Here is a 15,397-nt window from a genome sequence, read left to right as displayed (position 1 = left end):
TTTGGAATGAATTTCCGTTCGCGGGTAAGGGTCGTCAAAGTGCTCGTGAAGGTTGTGTTGCGCGCGCGGTGAACGCATAATGACGTAACGGCAGCGCGTTTCGATTCAAAATGTGCAGATAGGCCCGACTTCCGCAAATCGGTTTCAGCAATTCGTAAGTTCCGGCCGCCAACGCTTCCGGGGTCGAATGCGGCAATCCGGCCCTGGATGAAACCAATGATGAAGATCGGCTCACTGCCTGAGATGTTCAGGCGCTTCCGCCGGGATCAACGCGGCAACGTGATGATGCTGTTCGGGCTGGTGCTCGTGCCGCTGATGGGCGTCGTCGGCGTGGCGATCGACTATTCCCGCGCCAGCAACACCCGGCAGGCGCTCAATGCGGCGATCGATTCCGCAGCGCTGATGGCGGCACGCGATGCCCAGAAGCTGACGGACGGGGAGCTCAGGACGCGCATCGACGCCTGGATCCGCGACAACCTGCCCCCCGATGTGAAAGGCGAGTTCGAAAGTGCGGCGGTGACGATCGATCGCACGGCGCGGACGATCAAGATCGAGGCCAAGGCGATTGTGCCGACCACGATCTCCCGCGTGCTCGGCACCAGCCAACTGCCGGTGGGTACGAACAGCGAGTCGACCTGGGGAACCAACAAGATCGAACTGGCGCTGGTGCTCGACAATACCGGCTCGATGTCTTCGTCCGGCAAGATGACGGCGCTGAAGCAGGCCTCCAAGGATCTCATCAAGATCATGCAGGATGCGGCGATCGATCCCGACCAGATCAAGATCTCGATCGTGCCGTTCAACACCCAGGTCCGGATCGACCGCGGCCTCAAAAATGAGAACTGGATCCGCTACGGCATGACGCGAAAGGTCAATTGCGACCGGTGGGGCAATAACTGCACCACCGAGACGCTGACCAAGACCGTATGGGCCCAGAGCCACGGCTGTATCGCCGACCGCGATCAGAGTTACGATGTCAGCGATGCCGGTTCCTATTCGGCCAGCGCCCAGCAATATCCGGCGACCTGGTGTGGCCAGACCTCGCTCGCGGAGGTCCTGCCGCTGACTGCGGACTGGGCGGCGCTCAATGCCCGCGTCGACACGATGACGCCGGTCGGCAACACCAACGTCACGATCGGTGCCGTCTGGGGCTGGGCCACGCTGTCGCCGGCGGCCCCGTTCACGCAGGCGAAGCCTTCGACCGAGCCGATGCTGAAGAAATACATGATCCTGCTGACCGACGGCGACAATACCGAGAATCGCTTCACAAAGGTCGGCAACGAGATCGATGCCCGCACGACGCTCGCCTGCACCGGGGTCAAGGCGGCGGGAATCAGCCTCTACACGATCCGCGTCATCGACGGCGACGCGACGCTGCTGAAGAACTGCGCCACGCGGCCGGAGATGTATTACGACGTCAAGAATGCCTCGCAGCTCAGCCCGATCTTCAAGGCGATCGCCAGCGAGATCAGCGCGGTGCGCCTGACGCAGTAAGTTCAACCTCCGCCGAGCGCGGCGAAGCGCGCCAGGAAGCGCGCCTGCGCCGCCTCGGTGTCGAGCGGGTCGAGCCAGGACAGAACTTCGACCGGCAGCGCCTGCGGCCGGCCGAAGAATTTCAGGGCCTCCTCGCGGCCGAAGCCGGCCAGCCGCGTCGCCTCGAAGAAGGCGGCGATGGTGTCGGCCTCCTTGACCTTCCGCTTCAGGGCGGCCGGCGTCGCGGCCGGCAGGCCGAAGCGCAGGTGGATCGCCGCGAGCAGGCGCAGTTCCACGCTCTTGTAAGCGTCGCCCATCACCACCTTGAACGGCGAGATCATGTCGCCGATGACGTATTCCGGTGCGTCGTGCAGCAGCGCCATCAAGCGCCAGCCACGCTCCCAGTCCGGATTGAGATGGGCTGCGATCGCTTCGACCAGCAGCGAATGCTGCGCGACGGAGAAGGAGTGGGCGCCGTGCGTCTGCCCGTTCCAGCGGGCGACGCGGGCGAGGCCATGGGCGATGTCCTCGATCTCGATGTCGAGCGGCGAGGGATCGAGCAGATCGAGCCTGCGGCCCGAGAGCATGCGTTGCCAGGCGCGCGGCGGTTCTGGCTTGCGGGCCATCAGGCGGCGGGGCGCGAGTCGCGGGCGAGCGCGGCGCATTCGCTCCAGCGGAAGCAGCCGGTGAGGTGGTCATTGACCAGCCCGCAGGCCTCCATGAAGGCATAGACGATGGTCGGGCCGCAGAAGGTGAAGCCGGCCTTCTTGAGCTCCTTCGAGACGGTCTCGGAGAGTTTCGTCTGGGTTGGGACCTCGCCCTGTGTGCGATAGCTGTTCTGCAGCACGCGGCCGTCGAGATGCTTCCAGAGGAAATCGGCGAAAGGCTCGCGCTCGCTCAGCCTGAGATAGGCCTGCGCGCTCTTGATCGTGCCCTCGATCTTGCCGCGGTGGCGGATGATGCCGGGATCGGCGAGCAGACGCTGGACGTCGGTCTCGGTGAAGCGGGCGACGGCTTCCGGCTCGAAACCCGCGAAGCCAGCGCGGAAGGCGTCGCGCTTCCTGAGGATGGTGATCCAGGAGAGACCGGCCTGGAAGCCGTCGAGGATCAGCTTCTCCCAGAGCGCGCGGGAATCATATTCCGGCACGCCCCATTCGGTGTCGTGATAGGCGATGTAGAGCGGATCGGTGCCCGGCCAGCGGCAGCGGAACTTGCCGTCGGCGCCCTGGATCGCGATGCGTTCTTCGTTGACGATGACGGTGTCGCTCACAGGGCAGCTCCTGCGACGGCACCGAAATCGGGCTCGCCGGGGAAGGGGAAGCGGATGAAGTCCGGCTTTTCCGCGAGATGGAAGGCTAGCCCGCCGCCGAGCGGCGTTTGTCCCGCGGCGAGCGCGTCGGCCAACCGGTCGAGCCGGAGCATGGCGAGGGCACGGCCATTGGCGCCCGAGCCGATATGGCCGAGTTGCTTGCTGCCGGCCGTGGCCTCGGCACCGGTCTCGGTCGCGATGCCCTCGTCGAAGACGACGGGTACGACGCGGGTGCGGGCGGTGCCGCGATGCTGCATGCGGGAGACGACCTCCTGCCCGATATAGCAGCCCTTCCTGAAGGAGACGCCGCCGAGCTGGTCGAGCAGCGCCTCATGCGGGAAGGTGTCGCCATAGGCGAAGTCGCGTCCGCCGGCGGGAATGCCGAGCGCGATGCGGCGGGCGTGATAGGCCTCCGGCTCGGCGGTGACCAGTGTCTCGATGCCCTCGACATCGGTAATGGCACGCTGGCCGAGCGCCGGCAGGCGCGGATCGTCATAGACGAAGCCGGCATCCGCAGGCAGCGGAGCGCCATCAGCCGAGGCGATGACAGCGCTCTTCTCTGTGAGGTCGTCGAGCATCACCTTGGCGCGCAGCTTGTAAAGCTTCAGGCGTTTCATCAGGTCGGCGGTCTGGAGCAGGGGGCAATCGATGAGGAAGCCGCCGCCATCCTCCGGCGCCAGCGCGAGGATGAAGAAATCGCAGATCATCTTGCCCTGTGGCGTCAGCAGCGCGCCGTAGCCTGCCTGCCCGGGCACGACCGGATCGAGATCGTTGGTCACGAGGTTCTGCAGGAAATCGCGCGCGTCGTCGCCGCTGACGCGAATGACGCCGCGATCGATCAATCGGGTTGCGGACATGGGTAGCCGTTCCAGTTCTGATGTCGGACGAGGCTCCTCGGCCGAATCGAGATGATGTCGCCACCCGAAAGCTGTTTGGGCTTCCGGGACGGCGCGTTGGCCGATAGGTAGGCTGCATCCCGTCTTTGCTCAACCTTTCGGAGACCTGTCATGCCCCAGACCTACGATGTCATCCTCAAGGGCGGCACGGTGGTGAACCAGGACGGTCGCGTGGCGCGCGATGTCGGCGTCACCGGCGGCAAGATCATGGCGCTGGGCGATCTCTCGCAGGCGTCGGCGGGCGAGGTGGTCGACTGCACGGGCCTGCACATCCTGCCCGGCGTGATCGACTCTCAGGTGCATTTCCGCGAGCCCGGGCTCGATCACAAGGAGGACCTGGAGAGCGGCTCGCGCTCGGCCGCGCTCGGCGGCGTGACCTGCGTCTTCGAGATGCCGAACACGATTCCGCAGACGGTGACGCCGGAGGCGCTGGCCGACAAGGTGAAGCGCGGGCGCCATCGGATGCATTGCGATTTCGCCTTCTGGGTCGGCGGAACGCATGAGAACGCGCATGATGTCGCCGAGCTGGAGCGGCTTCCCGGCGCCGCCGGCATCAAGGTGTTCATGGGCTCTTCGACCGGCGACCTGCTGGTCGAGGACGACAAGGGCGTCGCCGAGATCCTGAAGCGGACGCGCCGGCGCGCCGCCTTCCATTCCGAAGACGAGGGGATGCTGCGCGAGCGCATGCCCCTGCGCGTCGAGGGCGATCCGTCGAGCCACCCGGTCTGGCGCTCGCCCGAGGTGGCGCTGACCTGCACCAAGCGGCTGGTGCGGATCGCGCGCGAGACCGGCGCACGCGTCCATATCCTGCACATCTCCACGGCTGAGGAGATGGTCTTCCTCAAGGATCATAAGGATGTCGCGACCGTCGAGGTGCTGCCGAACCATCTGACGCTGGTCGCGCCGGATTGCTACGAGCGGCTCGGCACCTACGCCCAGATGAACCCGCCGATCCGCGACGACAGCCATCGCCAGCGCATCTGGTGGGGCGTGGAGCAGGGCATCGTCGACGTGCTCGGCTCCGACCATGCGCCCCATACCCATGAGGAGAAGCACCATGCCTATCCGGCGAGCCATTCCGGCATGCCGGGCGTGCAGACGCTGGTGCCGATCATGCTCGACCATGTGAATGCTGGCAGGCTGACGCTGGAGCGCTTCGTCGATCTCAGCAGCGCCGGGCCGCAGCGCATCTTCGGGCTGGAAGGCAAGGGCCGGATCGCGGTGGGCTACGATGCCGATTTCACCATCGTCGACCTGAAGCGCCGCGAGACGATCACCAAAGAATGGAGCGCCTCGAAATGCGGCTGGACGCCCTATGACGGCGTCACCGTCACCGGCTGGCCGGTCGGCACCTTCGTGCGCGGGCTCAAGGTGATGTGGGAGGGCGAGTTGACGAACCCCTCGCAGGGCGAACCGGCCCGCTTCCTGGAGGCCCTGCCGCGCGGCGCCTGAGGCCGCGCGCAAAATATTTGAAAAAAATTCGCGGCCCGTGTCGATTCGGGCCGTGCCCGTTCGACGTGCCAGCAGAGAACGGGTTCCGGCGGCGTGCCGGAACGCCCGGGTTCTCCCAACCAAGGAGACGATCGATGCGTGTGATGGTTCTGGTCAAGGCGGACAAGGACAGCGAAGCCGGCATCATGCCGAGCGGGGATATCCTCACCAAGATGGGGGCCTATAACGAGGAGCTGGTGAAGGCCGGCGTCATGCTGGCCGGCGATGGCCTGCACCCGAGTTCGAAAGGCATCCGCATGCGCTTCTCGGGCAGCGAGCGGTCGATCACGGACGGGCCCTTCGCCGAGGCCAAGGAGCTGCTCTGCGGCTTCTGGATCTGGCAGGTGAAGTCCTTCGACGAGGCGGTCGAGTGGCTCAAGCGCGCGCCCTTCGACGGCGGCACCGAGATCGAGCTGCGCCGCATCTTCGAGATGGAGGATTTCGGCGAGGCCCTGACGCCTGAATTGCGCGCTCAGGAAGAGCGCATCCAGGCCGGCGCGGCGAAGCTCGCCGGCTGAGCGATCAACTCTCGAAACCGATCCCCCGGAAGGCGCCCGGCCAGGCTCCGGCGCTTCCGCTCAAGGAGAAAACCGATGCGCTTCATGGTGATGGTCAAGGCGACCAAGGACAGCGAAGCCGGCGCGCCGCCGACCCGCGAACTGCTCGAGGCGATGATGGCCTATAACGAGGAGCTGGTGAAAGCCGGCATCATGAAGGGCGGCGACGGCCTGCAGCCCAGCTCGAAGGGCGTGCGCGTGCAGTTCGACGGCGCCAAGCGCTCCGTCGTCGACGGCCCCTTCGCCGAGACCAAGGAACTCGTCGCCGGCTACTGGCTCTGGGAATGCGCCTCGCTCGACGAGGCGATCGCCTGGGTCAAGCGCTGCCCCAATCCGATGCCCGGCCCGTCCGAGATCGAGATCCGGCCGTTCTTCGAGCTGGCCGATTTCGGCGAGATCGTCACGCCGGAGGCCGCGGCAGCCTGGGATCGGCTCAAGGCCGAGGCCGGCGGCCAGGGCTGAACCATCGGCGTCTCGTCCGAGCCGCTTGCCAGCCTGTGTGCTGATGGTGTGTATCGCTTCCCATGTCGGGCAGCGATGCACACCGCACCATCGAGACGGTCTGGCGCATGGAGTCGCCCCGGCTGATCGCGGGGCTTGCGCGCCTGACGCGGGATGTCGGCCGGGCCGAGGAACTGGCGCAGGACGCGCTGGTCGCGGCACTGAAGCAGTGGCCCGAAGAGGGCGTGCCGCGCAATCCAGCGGCCTGGCTGATGCAGGTCGCCAAGCATCGCGCGCTCGACACCGCCCGCCACGAGATCATGGCCCGGCGCAAGCAGGACGAGATCGGCCGCGACATCGACAGCGAAGGGTCGGCGATGCCCGATCTCGACGAGGCGCTCGACGACGAGGTCGGCGACGACCTGCTCCGATTGATCTTCACGGCCTGCCATCCTGTCCTCCCCAAGGAGGCGCGGATCGCGCTGACCTTGCGCCTGCTCGGGGGCCTGACCACCGACGAGATCGCGCGCGCCTTCCTCGTGCCGGAGCCGACGATGGCGCAGCGCATCGTCAGGGCGAAGAAGACGCTGAGCGAGGCCGGGGTGCCCTATGAGGTTCCGGCCGGTGCCGAGCTCGGCGAGCGCCTCGCCTCGGTGCTGGAGGTGGTCTATCTCATCTTCAACGAAGGTTATGCCGCGACCACCGGTGAGGACTGGGTCAGGCCGGGATTGTGCGAGGAGGCGCTGCGGCTCGGGCGTATCCTGGCGGCGCGAGCGTCTGACGAGCCCGAGGTCCACGGCCTCGTCGCCCTGATGGAATTGCAGGCCTCGCGGTTCCGGGCCCGCGTCGGCCCCGATGGCGAGCCGATCCTGCTGCTCGACCAGAACCGCGCTCGCTGGGATCGCCTGCTGATCGGGCGCGGGCTTGCGGCGCTGGAACGGGCGCAGCAGCTCGCAGGCGTGGTGCCGGGGCCTTATCTGCTGCAGGCGGCGCTCGCGGCCTGCCATGCCCGCGCCCGAACGGCCGAGGAAACCGACTGGAAGCGGATCGTCGCGCTCTACACGGTTCTGGGGCAGGTGACGCCGTCGCCGGTCGTGGAACTCAACCGTGCCGTGGCGGTCAGCATGGCGGACGGACCGGCGGCCGGGCTCGCGCTGGTCGAGGCGCTCGCCGGAGAGCCGGCGCTCAAGCGCTACCACCTGCTGCCGGGCGTGCGCGGCGATCTGCTCGCCAAGCTCGGCCGTCACCGGGAGGCGGCGGAAGCTTTCGAGCATGCGGTCGCGCTGACGCAGAACGCCAGGGAGCGGGCGCTGATGGAGGAACGGGCTGCGAAGGAGCGAGCTGCCGATTCATGACGCCGGCGTTGCCTCACGGTCCTGGTGCCGCGACCCGGTCGCATTCCGTTGCAACTCTGTTCATGCCGGCGTCTATAAGGGGTGTCGGATCCTGCCTTGCCTGGAATGAGAGCCTACATGAGCGATAGCGTGAGTCCCCTGGCCGGCAAGCGGCTTGAGCCCGGCCAACTCGTCGACGTGGCGGCCCTCACCAAAGCCTATTACGATGAGCCCGATCCCTCGCAGCGTTCGCAGCAGGTCGCCTTCGGCACATCCGGCCATCGCGGCTCGGCGCTGCTGCGCTCGTTCAACGAGGCGCATATCCTCGGGATCGCGCAGGCGATCTGCCTCTATCGCCGCGAGCAGGGGATCGACGGGCCGCTCTTCCTCGGCATCGACACGCATGCGCTCTCGCGCAACGCCTTCGAGACGGTGCTGGAGGTCTTCGCGGCCAATGGCGTCGCCACGATCATCGACGAGAAGCTCGGCTTCACGCCGACTCCGGTGATCTCGCATGCGATCATCGCGCATAACCGTGGCCGCTCGGCCGGGCTCGCCGACGGCGTCGTGATCTCGCCCTCGCATAATCCGCCGGCCGATGGCGGCCTGAAATACAATCCCCCGCATGGCGGGCCGGCCGATACCGACGCGACCGGCTGGATCGAGAAGCGCGCCAACGCCTTCCTCGCCGACAAGCTCGCAGGGGTCCTGCGCATGCCCTACGACAAGGCGCTGAAGAGCGAGCATGTCCACCGGCACGACTACATCACCGGCTATGTCGCCGACCTCGCCAGCGTCGTCGACATGGAGGCGATCCGGCAGGCCGGCGTCGTGATCGGCATCGACCCGCTCGGCGGGGCGGGGCTCGACTACTACCAGCCGATCATCGACCGCTATGGGCTCAACGCGACGATCGTCAGCAAGGAGGTCGACCCGGCCTTCGGCTTCATGACCGCCGACTGGGACGGCAAGATCCGGATGGACTGCTCATCGCCCTATGCGATGGCGAGCCTGATCGGCATGCGCGACCGCTTCGACGTCGCCTTCGCCAACGATACCGACGCGGACCGGCACGGCATCGTGACGCGCAGCAGCGGGCTGATGAACCCGAACCATTATCTCGCGGCGGCGAGCGCCTATCTCTTCGCCAACCGGCCGGGCTGGCGCGCGGATGCCGCGATCGGCAAGACGGCGGTGTCGAGCGCGATCATCGATCGTGTTGCGGCCAAGCTCGGGCGGAAACTCGTCGAGGTTCCGGTCGGCTTCAAATGGTTCGTCGACGGGCTGATCTCGGGCAGCTTCGGCTTCGCCGGCGAGGAGAGCGCCGGCGCCTCCTTCCTGCGCATGGACGGCACAGCCTGGACCACCGACAAGGACGGCATCATCCTCGGCCTGCTCGCCGCCGAGATCACGGCGAAGACCGGCAGCGACCCCGGCGTGCTCTATGGCAAGCTGACGGCGGAACTCGGCGAACCGCGCTATGCGCGCGTCGATGCGCCGGCGAGCGCCAGCCAGAAGGCGGTTCTGAAGAACCTCTCGGCCGAGCAGATCGCCACGAAGGAGCTGGCAGGCCAGCCGATCACGGCGATCCTGAGCAACGCTCCGGGCAACGGCGCGCCGATCGGCGGGGTCAAGGTCACGGCGGCGGATGGCTGGTTCGCGGCGCGGCCGTCGGGCACCGAGGAGGTCTACAAGATCTATGCCGAGAGCTTCCGCGACGAGGCGCATCTCGCCGCAATCCAGGAGGATGCGCGGCGGATCGTCGGGCAGGCCTTCGCGGCGGCCGGGGCCGCCTGAGGCGGACTTGCCTGCCTTGTCGAGAGAGGTGCGCGACGCTCTATGACAGCGTCGGCCAGGGTCTTGCCGGTGCGCGCATCTCCTCGAAGGCGCGCGCAAGACGCAGCACGCCGATATCGTCGAAGGACTGGCCGATGATCTGGAGGCCGATCGGCAGGCCGCTGCCGGAATAGCCGCAATTGATCGACACCGCCGGCTGGCCGCCCATATTGGCCGAGACCGTGAAGGCGATGTGTTCGAAGGGCCGCTGCGGGTCGTTGAGCGGCGAAGCCCATTCCGCCGGGTAGGACGGTTCCGGCGCGGTCGGCGAGATGATGAAATCGACGTCCTTGAGCGCGCTGTGGAGCGCGTTGCGCATCGCGTCGATCTGGGCGAAGCCGGTATAGACATCGCCGCCCGAGAAGTCCTTGGCGGTCACGATCCAATTGAAGATGTAGGGCAGGATCCTGGCTTGCTGCTCGGGCGGGAGGCGCGAGACGTCCTCATAACCCCGCGCCCGCCAGAAGCGGTCGAGCCCGTCGATCATGGTGCGCGTCAGGAACGGGGCGATCGGCACGATCGTCGCGCCGGCATCGGCGAGCAACGCGGCAGCACCTTGCACGGCCGCGAGCGTCTCGTCGCCGACGGCCTGGCCGAAGCCCGCCTCCAGCCACAGGCCGATCTTCAGGCCCTTCACCGAGCCAGCGAGGTTGAGCCAGTCGATCTCCTGATAGGGCAGGGCCATCGTGTCGCGCCGGTCGGGCCTGGTCAGCACCGACATGTAGAGCGCGGTGTCCGCGACCGTGCGCGTCATCGGCCCGGCGGCGCGCCCGATGAAGGGCGGATCGATCGGCAGGCGCCCGGCCGAAGGCTTCAGGCCGACGAGCCCGCACCAGCCGGCCGGCAAACGGATCGAGCCGCCGATATCGGTGCCGATATGCAGCGGGCCGTAGCCGGCGGCGGCCGCAGCCCCGGCGCCGGCACTGGACCCGCCGGGATTGGTCGAGAGATCCCAGGGATTGCGCGCCAGCTTGTGGAAGCTCGACAGGCCGGAGGAGAGCATGCCGTAATCGGGCATGGTGGTCTTGGCGATGATGACGCCGCCCGCTTCCCGCGAGCGGGCTGCCGGGGGCGCATCGGCTGCCGCCGGCACGAGCGTCGTGGCCGCGGTGCCGAGCGGCACCGGCGTCCCCTTCGTCGCGATGTTCTCCTTGATCGTGACGGGCACGCCGTCGATCGCGCCGAGCGGTTCGCCTTTCATCCAGCGCGCCTCGGATTCACGCGCGCTCGTGCGGGCCGCGTCGGGATCGTAGGCCCAGAGCGCGTTGAGGCGCGGCTCCCACGCATCGATGCGCGCGATGACGGCGTCGATCACCTCGACAGGCGAGAGCCTGCGAGCGCGATAGGCTTCGACGAGAGCGACGGCGGTCAGGTCGGCAAGTTCGGTCATGCAGTGGCTCTCGTCATATCCAGTCTTCCCGCGGGGCAGAGCCTCGCGGAAGCACCCTAGCCGTGAAAGATCGAGATCGTCTTCATGCTGGCGAAGCCATAAAGGGCCTCGAAACCCTTCTCGCGGCCATGGCCGGATTTCTTGACGCCACCGAAGGGCAATTCGACGCCGCCGCCGGCGCCGTAATTGTTGATGAAGACCTGCCCGGCCTGCGCGGCGCGGGCCATGCGCAATTGCCGGCCGCCATCGCTCGTCCAGATGCCGCAGACCAGCCCGTAGGGCGTGCCGTTGGCGAGCGTCAGCGCCTCTTCCTCGCTGTCGAAGGGCATGATCACCTGCACCGGGCCGAAGATCTCCTCCTGCGCCAGCCGGTGGTCGGGCGGGACATCGCGCAGCAGGGTCGGCGGGACATAGGCGCCGTCCGCCGGCGCGTCCGGAACGATGGTCCCTTGTGCCGCGACCGTCAGGCCGTCCTTGCGGGCGGCACCGAGGAAGTCTTCGATGATCGCCTTCTGGCGCTGCGAAACCACGGGGCCGACGGAGAGATCGGATTCGGCCGGGCCGACCTTGAGAGCCCGGTACTTCTCGCTCATGCGGGCGATGACATCTTCGTAGACCGAGCGCTCGACGAGGATGCGCGACGAGGCCGAGCAGGTCTGGCCGGCATTCTGGATGCCGGCATTGACCAGAAAGGGCACGGCGCGGTCGAGATCGGCATCCGCGAAGACCACCTGGGCCGATTTGCCGCCGAGTTCGAGCGTCACCGGCACGGCATTCTTCGCCGCGGCCGTCTGCACCATCTCGCCCGTGCGGGCCGAGCCGGTGAAGGAGATGTGGTTGATGTCCGTGTGCTCGGAAAGGGCTGCCCCGGCCTCGGCGCCGAAGCCCGTGACGATGTTCAGCGCGCCGGCCGGCAGGCCTTCCTCCTGCGCGATCCGTGCGAATTCGAGAATGGTCAGGCAGGCCTCCTCGGCCGGCTTGACGACGGCGGCATTGCCCATGGCCAGAGCCGCGCCGAGGCTGCGGCCGAGGATCTGCATGGGGTAGTTCCACGGGATGATATGCCCGGTGACGCCATGCGGCTCGTAGATCGTCAGGACGGTGAAGCCGTTCTGGTAGGGAATGGTGTCGCCATGCACCTTGTCCGCGGAGGCGCCGTAGAATTCGAGATAGCGCGCGAGCGCGACGACATCGGCCCGCGCCTGCGTCAGCGGCTTGCCGACATCGCGCGCCTCGATCTCGGTCAGAAGGTCGATGTTCTTGAGTACGCCGGCCCCGATCCGAGTCAGGATGCGCCCGCGCTCGGTCGCGGTCAGGCGGCCCCATTCGCCGGCCAGTGCCTGCCGTGCGGCGCGAACCGCGAGATCGACATCCTCGCGCCTGCCGCGCGCGAGCCTTGCCAGCTCCTCACCGGTCGACGGATTCCGAACGGCGATATGCTCGCCATCCACGGCATCGCACCATTCGTTCGCGATGAAATTGCGGTAGGTCTTCACGTCAGGCCTCGATACGGGTTTGTGGTTCGGCAAGCTGCGCCTTGAGGCGGACAGCCGTCGCATGGATGTGAGCTCGCGCGACGCGCTCGGCTTCGTCAGGCTTGCGCTGCTGGATCGCGTCGAGAATTTCGCTGTGCTCGGCCACAGCGGCGCTCGCCCGCTCGCTCGACAGCGCGAAGGCCGGCGCGAACACCTGAGACGTCAGGTGCAGAAGCGGTACGAGGGTGGCCAGCGACGCGTTCCGGGCCGCGCCGATGATTGCCAGGTGAAAATCGACATTCGACTGGGAATAGGCGCTCGGGTTCCAGTCGGCGATCTGCTTCTTCTGCAGATCGACCAGCTTCGCCAGTTTCGCGATTTCGCCCGATGTCGCGCGTTCGGCCGCGTTGCGCGCCGCGACGCCGTCCATCGCCTCGCGCACGGCGTAGGCGTCCAGCAGCTTCGGCAGATCGGCCGTGGCGACCCTGACGCCGCTGCCCGGCTTGTTCACGACCAGCCCGTCGCGCTCCAGAACCCGAAACGCCTCGCGCAACGGCGTCCGGCTGATCCCGAATTCGGTGGCGATTCGCTCCTGCCGGAGCGTCGCGCCGGGCGCATAGACCCCGGCATAGATGCGCTCGCGCAAGGCCTGCGCCACCTCATCGAGAAGGCGCGACTGGCTGCGCCATTCGAGCACCTGGTCCATCGGTTTCTCCAAGATCGGGAGAATGGTATCCAGGATACAAAGCCTGTCAACACGCTCCGGCGCGGTGCGGCCTAGTGGAGGCCCGAAACGGAAGCAGGCTCTAGCGGGCCGCCGCCATGCCGGCTTCGATGAGGCGATCGATCTCGGCTTCGTTTGCGGCGAGGTGATCGAGGAAGGCCCCGGCATGGGGCACGCGCTGTCCCGCGCCGGCATAGGGGACGCCCTCGCGAACGAAGGTGAACAATCGGCCGGTGACAGTGCCGAGCGGACTGGCCTTCCGCATCTCGACGGCCTGCGCCGCCACCATCAATTCCATCCCGAAGATCGAGCGGCAAAGCGTCGCCATCTCCGCCGTCCGGCGCGCCGCGAGACCGGCCATGCTCGCCCGATCGAGATTGCCGTTCGAATGGCTCGAACTCGCGAGCTCGCTGACGACAGGGGCGCCGAGAAGCCGCGCCTCGGAGGTGATGGATTTGTGAAACTGCGCGAGGCCGTTGAAGCCCGGCAGGCCGACGCCGTCCTCCTCGATCAGGCCGACGCTCAGGCCCGACCAGAATGAATCAGCCTGCTTGGCCAGCCGCTCCGTCGAGCTGGTGACGACGGGCACCATGGCGAGCCGGGCGATATCGAGCGCCATCGCGAGCGCCACCATGTCGAAATTGGCGACCGAGACCAGTTGGCGTTGCTCGATGGCGACGATGGGGTTGTTCTGGCTGGCGCCGAGCTCGATCGCGAGTTGCCGACCCGCAAAGGCGAGGCTGTCGGCGGCCGTTCCATGGATCAGCGGCAGCGAACGGAAGCTCAGCGGGTCCTGAAGATGGCGCGGCCCGCCGGCTCGCATCAGGTAGCTGCCATCGAGATATGCCCGGATCGCGCGGCCATGGCGGAGCACGCCGTCGAAGGGACGCGAGTTCAGCGCGGCTTCCGAGACGATCGACGGATTGGCCGCAAACCCCTCCATGCTGAACGCGCCGGCCAGCGTGGCGAGATCGAGCATGCGCTCGAGATCGTGGAAGGCGAGGGCCGCGGTGCCGATCGACAGCGCGCTGGAATTCAGCAGGGCGAGCGCCTCGCCGGCCGCGAATTCATGGTCCTTGTAGAGTTCCAGCGCCAGGTCCGCGATCGGCGACATGTCGCTCTGGCCCATCGAGCCCCAGAGGTGGACATCGACCTGACGATCCCCGTTCAGGGCCTCGACCAGCCTGTCGGCCATCACCGGCCTGACGCCGAGATAGCCGGTCGCCATGCTGTTGAGCAGCACGACCATCATGGCCCGCGCGGTCTCGTGCGAGGCGAGGGGGCCGTGCCCCATGTTATGGGTCAGGAGCAGGCGGCGGTTGAATTCGGGAATCTTGTCTGGAGCCAGCATCGTGCCGGTCTTGGCCCCGACGCTGCTGGTGACGCCGTAGATCTTCTCGCCCTTGTGGACGACCTCGTCGACGACCGCGCGCGCGCTGCCGATGCGGTCGACCGCCTCTCGCGTGAGAGCCACACGCGCCCCGGACCGGGCGACCTGAACGACCTCTGCCGGAGTCAGGCCTTGGCCGGAGATGTCGACGACGTTCTGCATGATGATCCGTCCTGGCGGCAATCTGCGATCGGAGTGCGCAGGCGGCGCAGGCGCGATCGATGAAAAGGACAATAATCTAGTTCATCGGATTAATGATGCGCCTGCGGCTCGTCAACCGCCGGTTGTTGGGGTAGCCTGCCGATTGTCGCAAGCCTGATCGGGAGCCGCATGATCGTCCGCAGCGTTTCTTCGAAGCCGTTGGATTTCAAACGGTCCGGTATTTCCCGCTATCATCAGCTCGCCACGCTGTTCCGGCGCCGGATCGAGGCCGGGCAGTGGCAGGTCGGCGCACAGATTCCGACCGTCGACGAGCTCGCCACCGAATGCGGCGTGGCGCGGGCGACGATCCGTCAGGCGCTGGACCTGCTCGAAGACGACCAGCTGATCGAACGCTACCGCGCGCGCGGGACATTCGTGCGCAAGCGCCCGGCGGAGAATTTGTGGTGCGCGGTCGGGACGGACTGGTCGGGCCTGCTGCGCCCGAGCTACGACGCGACGATCGAGATCCTCCATGACGAGCCCGACAGGGTCCTCCATGCCTTCGAAGAGCAGATCGGGACGCTTGCCCCGGCCTATCGCCATGTCCGGCGCCGTCACTGGCGGCATGGGCAGCCCTTTCTTCTGGCCGATCTCCACATCGACGAACGGCTCCGCGACCGCATCGCCCAGCGCGACCTCGAATCGAAAACGGCCCTGCGCCTGATCTCCGAAGTCGAGGGCGTCGAGATCGCGGATGCGCGCCAGACGCTGACCATCGGCACGGCGGATATCGAGACCAGCGAGGCGCTCGGGATTTCCCTGGATTCCCCGGTCGCCTTCGTCCACCGGCAGGCCCTGGATCAGGATGGCGTGCTGGTGCTCGATGCGAAGGGCATCTACCGCGGGGATGTCGTCAAGTTCGACGTGAAGCTGCGGTAGG

14 protein-coding genes are annotated in these 15,397 nt (G+C 67.1%); 7 read left to right on the top strand and 7 right to left on the bottom strand.

The window, feature by feature from the left end:
* Positions 1–216: 216 nt before the first annotated feature.
* A complete protein-coding gene (locus FHT98_RS05875; protein WP_185745079.1) occupies positions 217–1,494 on the top strand; it encodes a TadE/TadG family type IV pilus assembly protein in 1,278 nt (425 codons plus the stop codon).
* A gap of 2 nt (positions 1,495–1,496) precedes the next feature.
* On the opposite strand, the gene FHT98_RS05870 is transcribed toward FHT98_RS05875, so the two are convergent.
* The 3 genes from FHT98_RS05870 to ygfZ are packed head-to-tail and all read right to left on the bottom strand — an operon-like array spanning position 1,497 to position 3,639.
* On the bottom strand, positions 1,497–2,099 hold the full coding sequence (locus tag FHT98_RS05870) for a YfbR-like 5'-deoxynucleotidase (RefSeq protein WP_142113069.1): 603 nt from the start codon (positions 2,097–2,099) through the stop codon (positions 1,497–1,499).
* A complete protein-coding gene (locus FHT98_RS05865; RefSeq protein WP_210244411.1) occupies positions 2,099–2,728 on the bottom strand; it encodes a DNA-3-methyladenine glycosylase I in 630 nt (209 codons plus the stop codon). Before FHT98_RS05865 ends, FHT98_RS05870 begins: the two co-directional genes overlap by 1 nt.
* Positions 2,729–2,739: 11 nt before the next feature.
* Positions 2,740–3,639, bottom strand: coding sequence for a CAF17-like 4Fe-4S cluster assembly/insertion protein YgfZ (ygfZ, locus tag FHT98_RS05860; RefSeq protein ID WP_142113067.1), 900 nt, complete (start codon positions 3,637–3,639; stop codon positions 2,740–2,742).
* A gap of 150 nt (positions 3,640–3,789) precedes the next feature.
* Here ygfZ and FHT98_RS05855 point away from each other — a divergent pair, with 150 nt between their 5' ends.
* The 5 genes from FHT98_RS05855 (at position 3,790) to pgm (ending at position 9,298) form a co-directional block, all read left to right on the top strand.
* Positions 3,790–5,130, top strand: coding sequence for a dihydroorotase (locus FHT98_RS05855; protein ID WP_142113065.1), 1,341 nt, complete (start codon positions 3,790–3,792; stop codon positions 5,128–5,130).
* A 134-nt stretch (positions 5,131–5,264) separates the two neighbouring features.
* Positions 5,265–5,687: a YciI family protein gene (locus FHT98_RS05850; protein ID WP_142113062.1), complete on the top strand. Its 423-nt coding sequence runs from the start codon at positions 5,265–5,267 to the stop codon at positions 5,685–5,687.
* 75 nt (positions 5,688–5,762) lie between these two features.
* Positions 5,763–6,188 (top strand): YciI family protein, encoded by a 426-nt coding sequence (locus FHT98_RS05845; protein ID WP_061969768.1) that lies wholly within the window; start codon positions 5,763–5,765, stop codon positions 6,186–6,188.
* A 62-nt stretch (positions 6,189–6,250) separates the two neighbouring features.
* Positions 6,251–7,522, top strand: a complete 1,272-nt coding sequence (locus FHT98_RS05840) for an RNA polymerase sigma factor (RefSeq protein ID WP_142113060.1) — start codon at positions 6,251–6,253, stop codon at positions 7,520–7,522.
* 117 nt (positions 7,523–7,639) lie between these two features.
* Positions 7,640–9,298 (top strand): phosphoglucomutase (alpha-D-glucose-1,6-bisphosphate-dependent), encoded by a 1,659-nt coding sequence (gene pgm, locus FHT98_RS05835; protein WP_142113058.1) that lies wholly within the window; start codon positions 7,640–7,642, stop codon positions 9,296–9,298.
* A gap of 40 nt (positions 9,299–9,338) precedes the next feature.
* Here the strand turns inward: pgm and FHT98_RS05830 are convergent, their stop codons facing one another.
* The 4 genes from FHT98_RS05830 to FHT98_RS05815 all read right to left on the bottom strand — a co-directional run bounded on the left by FHT98_RS05830 (position 9,339) and on the right by FHT98_RS05815 (position 14,478).
* On the bottom strand, positions 9,339–10,727 hold the full coding sequence (locus tag FHT98_RS05830; RefSeq protein WP_142113056.1) for an amidase: 1,389 nt from the start codon (positions 10,725–10,727) through the stop codon (positions 9,339–9,341).
* A gap of 56 nt (positions 10,728–10,783) precedes the next feature.
* Positions 10,784–12,223, bottom strand: a complete 1,440-nt coding sequence (locus FHT98_RS05825) for an aldehyde dehydrogenase family protein (protein WP_248309153.1) — start codon at positions 12,221–12,223, stop codon at positions 10,784–10,786.
* 1 nt (position 12,224) lies between these two features.
* Complete coding sequence (locus FHT98_RS05820; RefSeq protein WP_142115685.1) at positions 12,225–12,908, bottom strand: GntR family transcriptional regulator; 684 nt, start codon at positions 12,906–12,908, stop codon at positions 12,225–12,227.
* Positions 12,909–13,008: 100 nt separating this feature from the next.
* A complete protein-coding gene (locus FHT98_RS05815) occupies positions 13,009–14,478 on the bottom strand; it encodes an aromatic amino acid ammonia-lyase (protein WP_142113052.1) in 1,470 nt (489 codons plus the stop codon).
* A 198-nt stretch (positions 14,479–14,676) separates the two neighbouring features.
* On the opposite strand from FHT98_RS05815, the gene FHT98_RS05810 reads away from it, so the two are divergent.
* The gene (locus tag FHT98_RS05810) at positions 14,677–15,396 is read left to right on the top strand and encodes a GntR family transcriptional regulator (protein WP_244511988.1); all 720 of its coding nucleotides are present in this window, start codon (positions 14,677–14,679) and stop codon (positions 15,394–15,396) included.
* Position 15,397: the final 1 nt, after the last annotated feature.

It is taken from the genome of Allobosea sp. AK1 (genome assembly GCF_006714945.1).
GTDB lineage: Bacteria > Pseudomonadota > Alphaproteobacteria > Rhizobiales > Beijerinckiaceae > Allobosea > Allobosea robiniae.
The sequence above is the reverse complement of the archived record's forward strand: the minus strand, read 5'-3'. Positions and strand labels throughout refer to the sequence as shown.

What these genes read in the sequence shown, in the direction of transcription:
- FHT98_RS05875 (WP_185745079.1), top strand. Translation starts at nt 217, where the DNA reads ATGATGAAGATCGGCTCACTGCCTGAGATGTTCAGGCGCTTCCGCCGG.
- FHT98_RS05870 (WP_142113069.1), bottom strand. Translation starts at nt 2,099, where the DNA reads ATGGCCCGCAAGCCAGAACCGCCGCGCGCCTGGCAACGCATGCTCTCG.
- ygfZ (WP_142113067.1), bottom strand. Translation starts at nt 3,639, where the DNA reads ATGTCCGCAACCCGATTGATCGATCGCGGCGTCATTCGCGTCAGCGGC.
- FHT98_RS05855 (WP_142113065.1), top strand. Translation starts at nt 3,790, where the DNA reads ATGCCCCAGACCTACGATGTCATCCTCAAGGGCGGCACGGTGGTGAAC.
- FHT98_RS05850 (WP_142113062.1), top strand. Translation starts at nt 5,265, where the DNA reads ATGCGTGTGATGGTTCTGGTCAAGGCGGACAAGGACAGCGAAGCCGGC.
- FHT98_RS05845 (WP_061969768.1), top strand. Translation starts at nt 5,763, where the DNA reads ATGCGCTTCATGGTGATGGTCAAGGCGACCAAGGACAGCGAAGCCGGC.
- FHT98_RS05840 (WP_142113060.1), top strand. Translation starts at nt 6,251, where the DNA reads ATGTCGGGCAGCGATGCACACCGCACCATCGAGACGGTCTGGCGCATG.
- pgm (WP_142113058.1), top strand. Translation starts at nt 7,640, where the DNA reads ATGAGCGATAGCGTGAGTCCCCTGGCCGGCAAGCGGCTTGAGCCCGGC.
- FHT98_RS05830 (WP_142113056.1), bottom strand. Translation starts at nt 10,727, where the DNA reads ATGACCGAACTTGCCGACCTGACCGCCGTCGCTCTCGTCGAAGCCTAT.
- FHT98_RS05820 (WP_142115685.1), bottom strand. Translation starts at nt 12,908, where the DNA reads ATGGACCAGGTGCTCGAATGGCGCAGCCAGTCGCGCCTTCTCGATGAG.
- FHT98_RS05815 (WP_142113052.1), bottom strand. Translation starts at nt 14,478, where the DNA reads ATGCAGAACGTCGTCGACATCTCCGGCCAAGGCCTGACTCCGGCAGAG.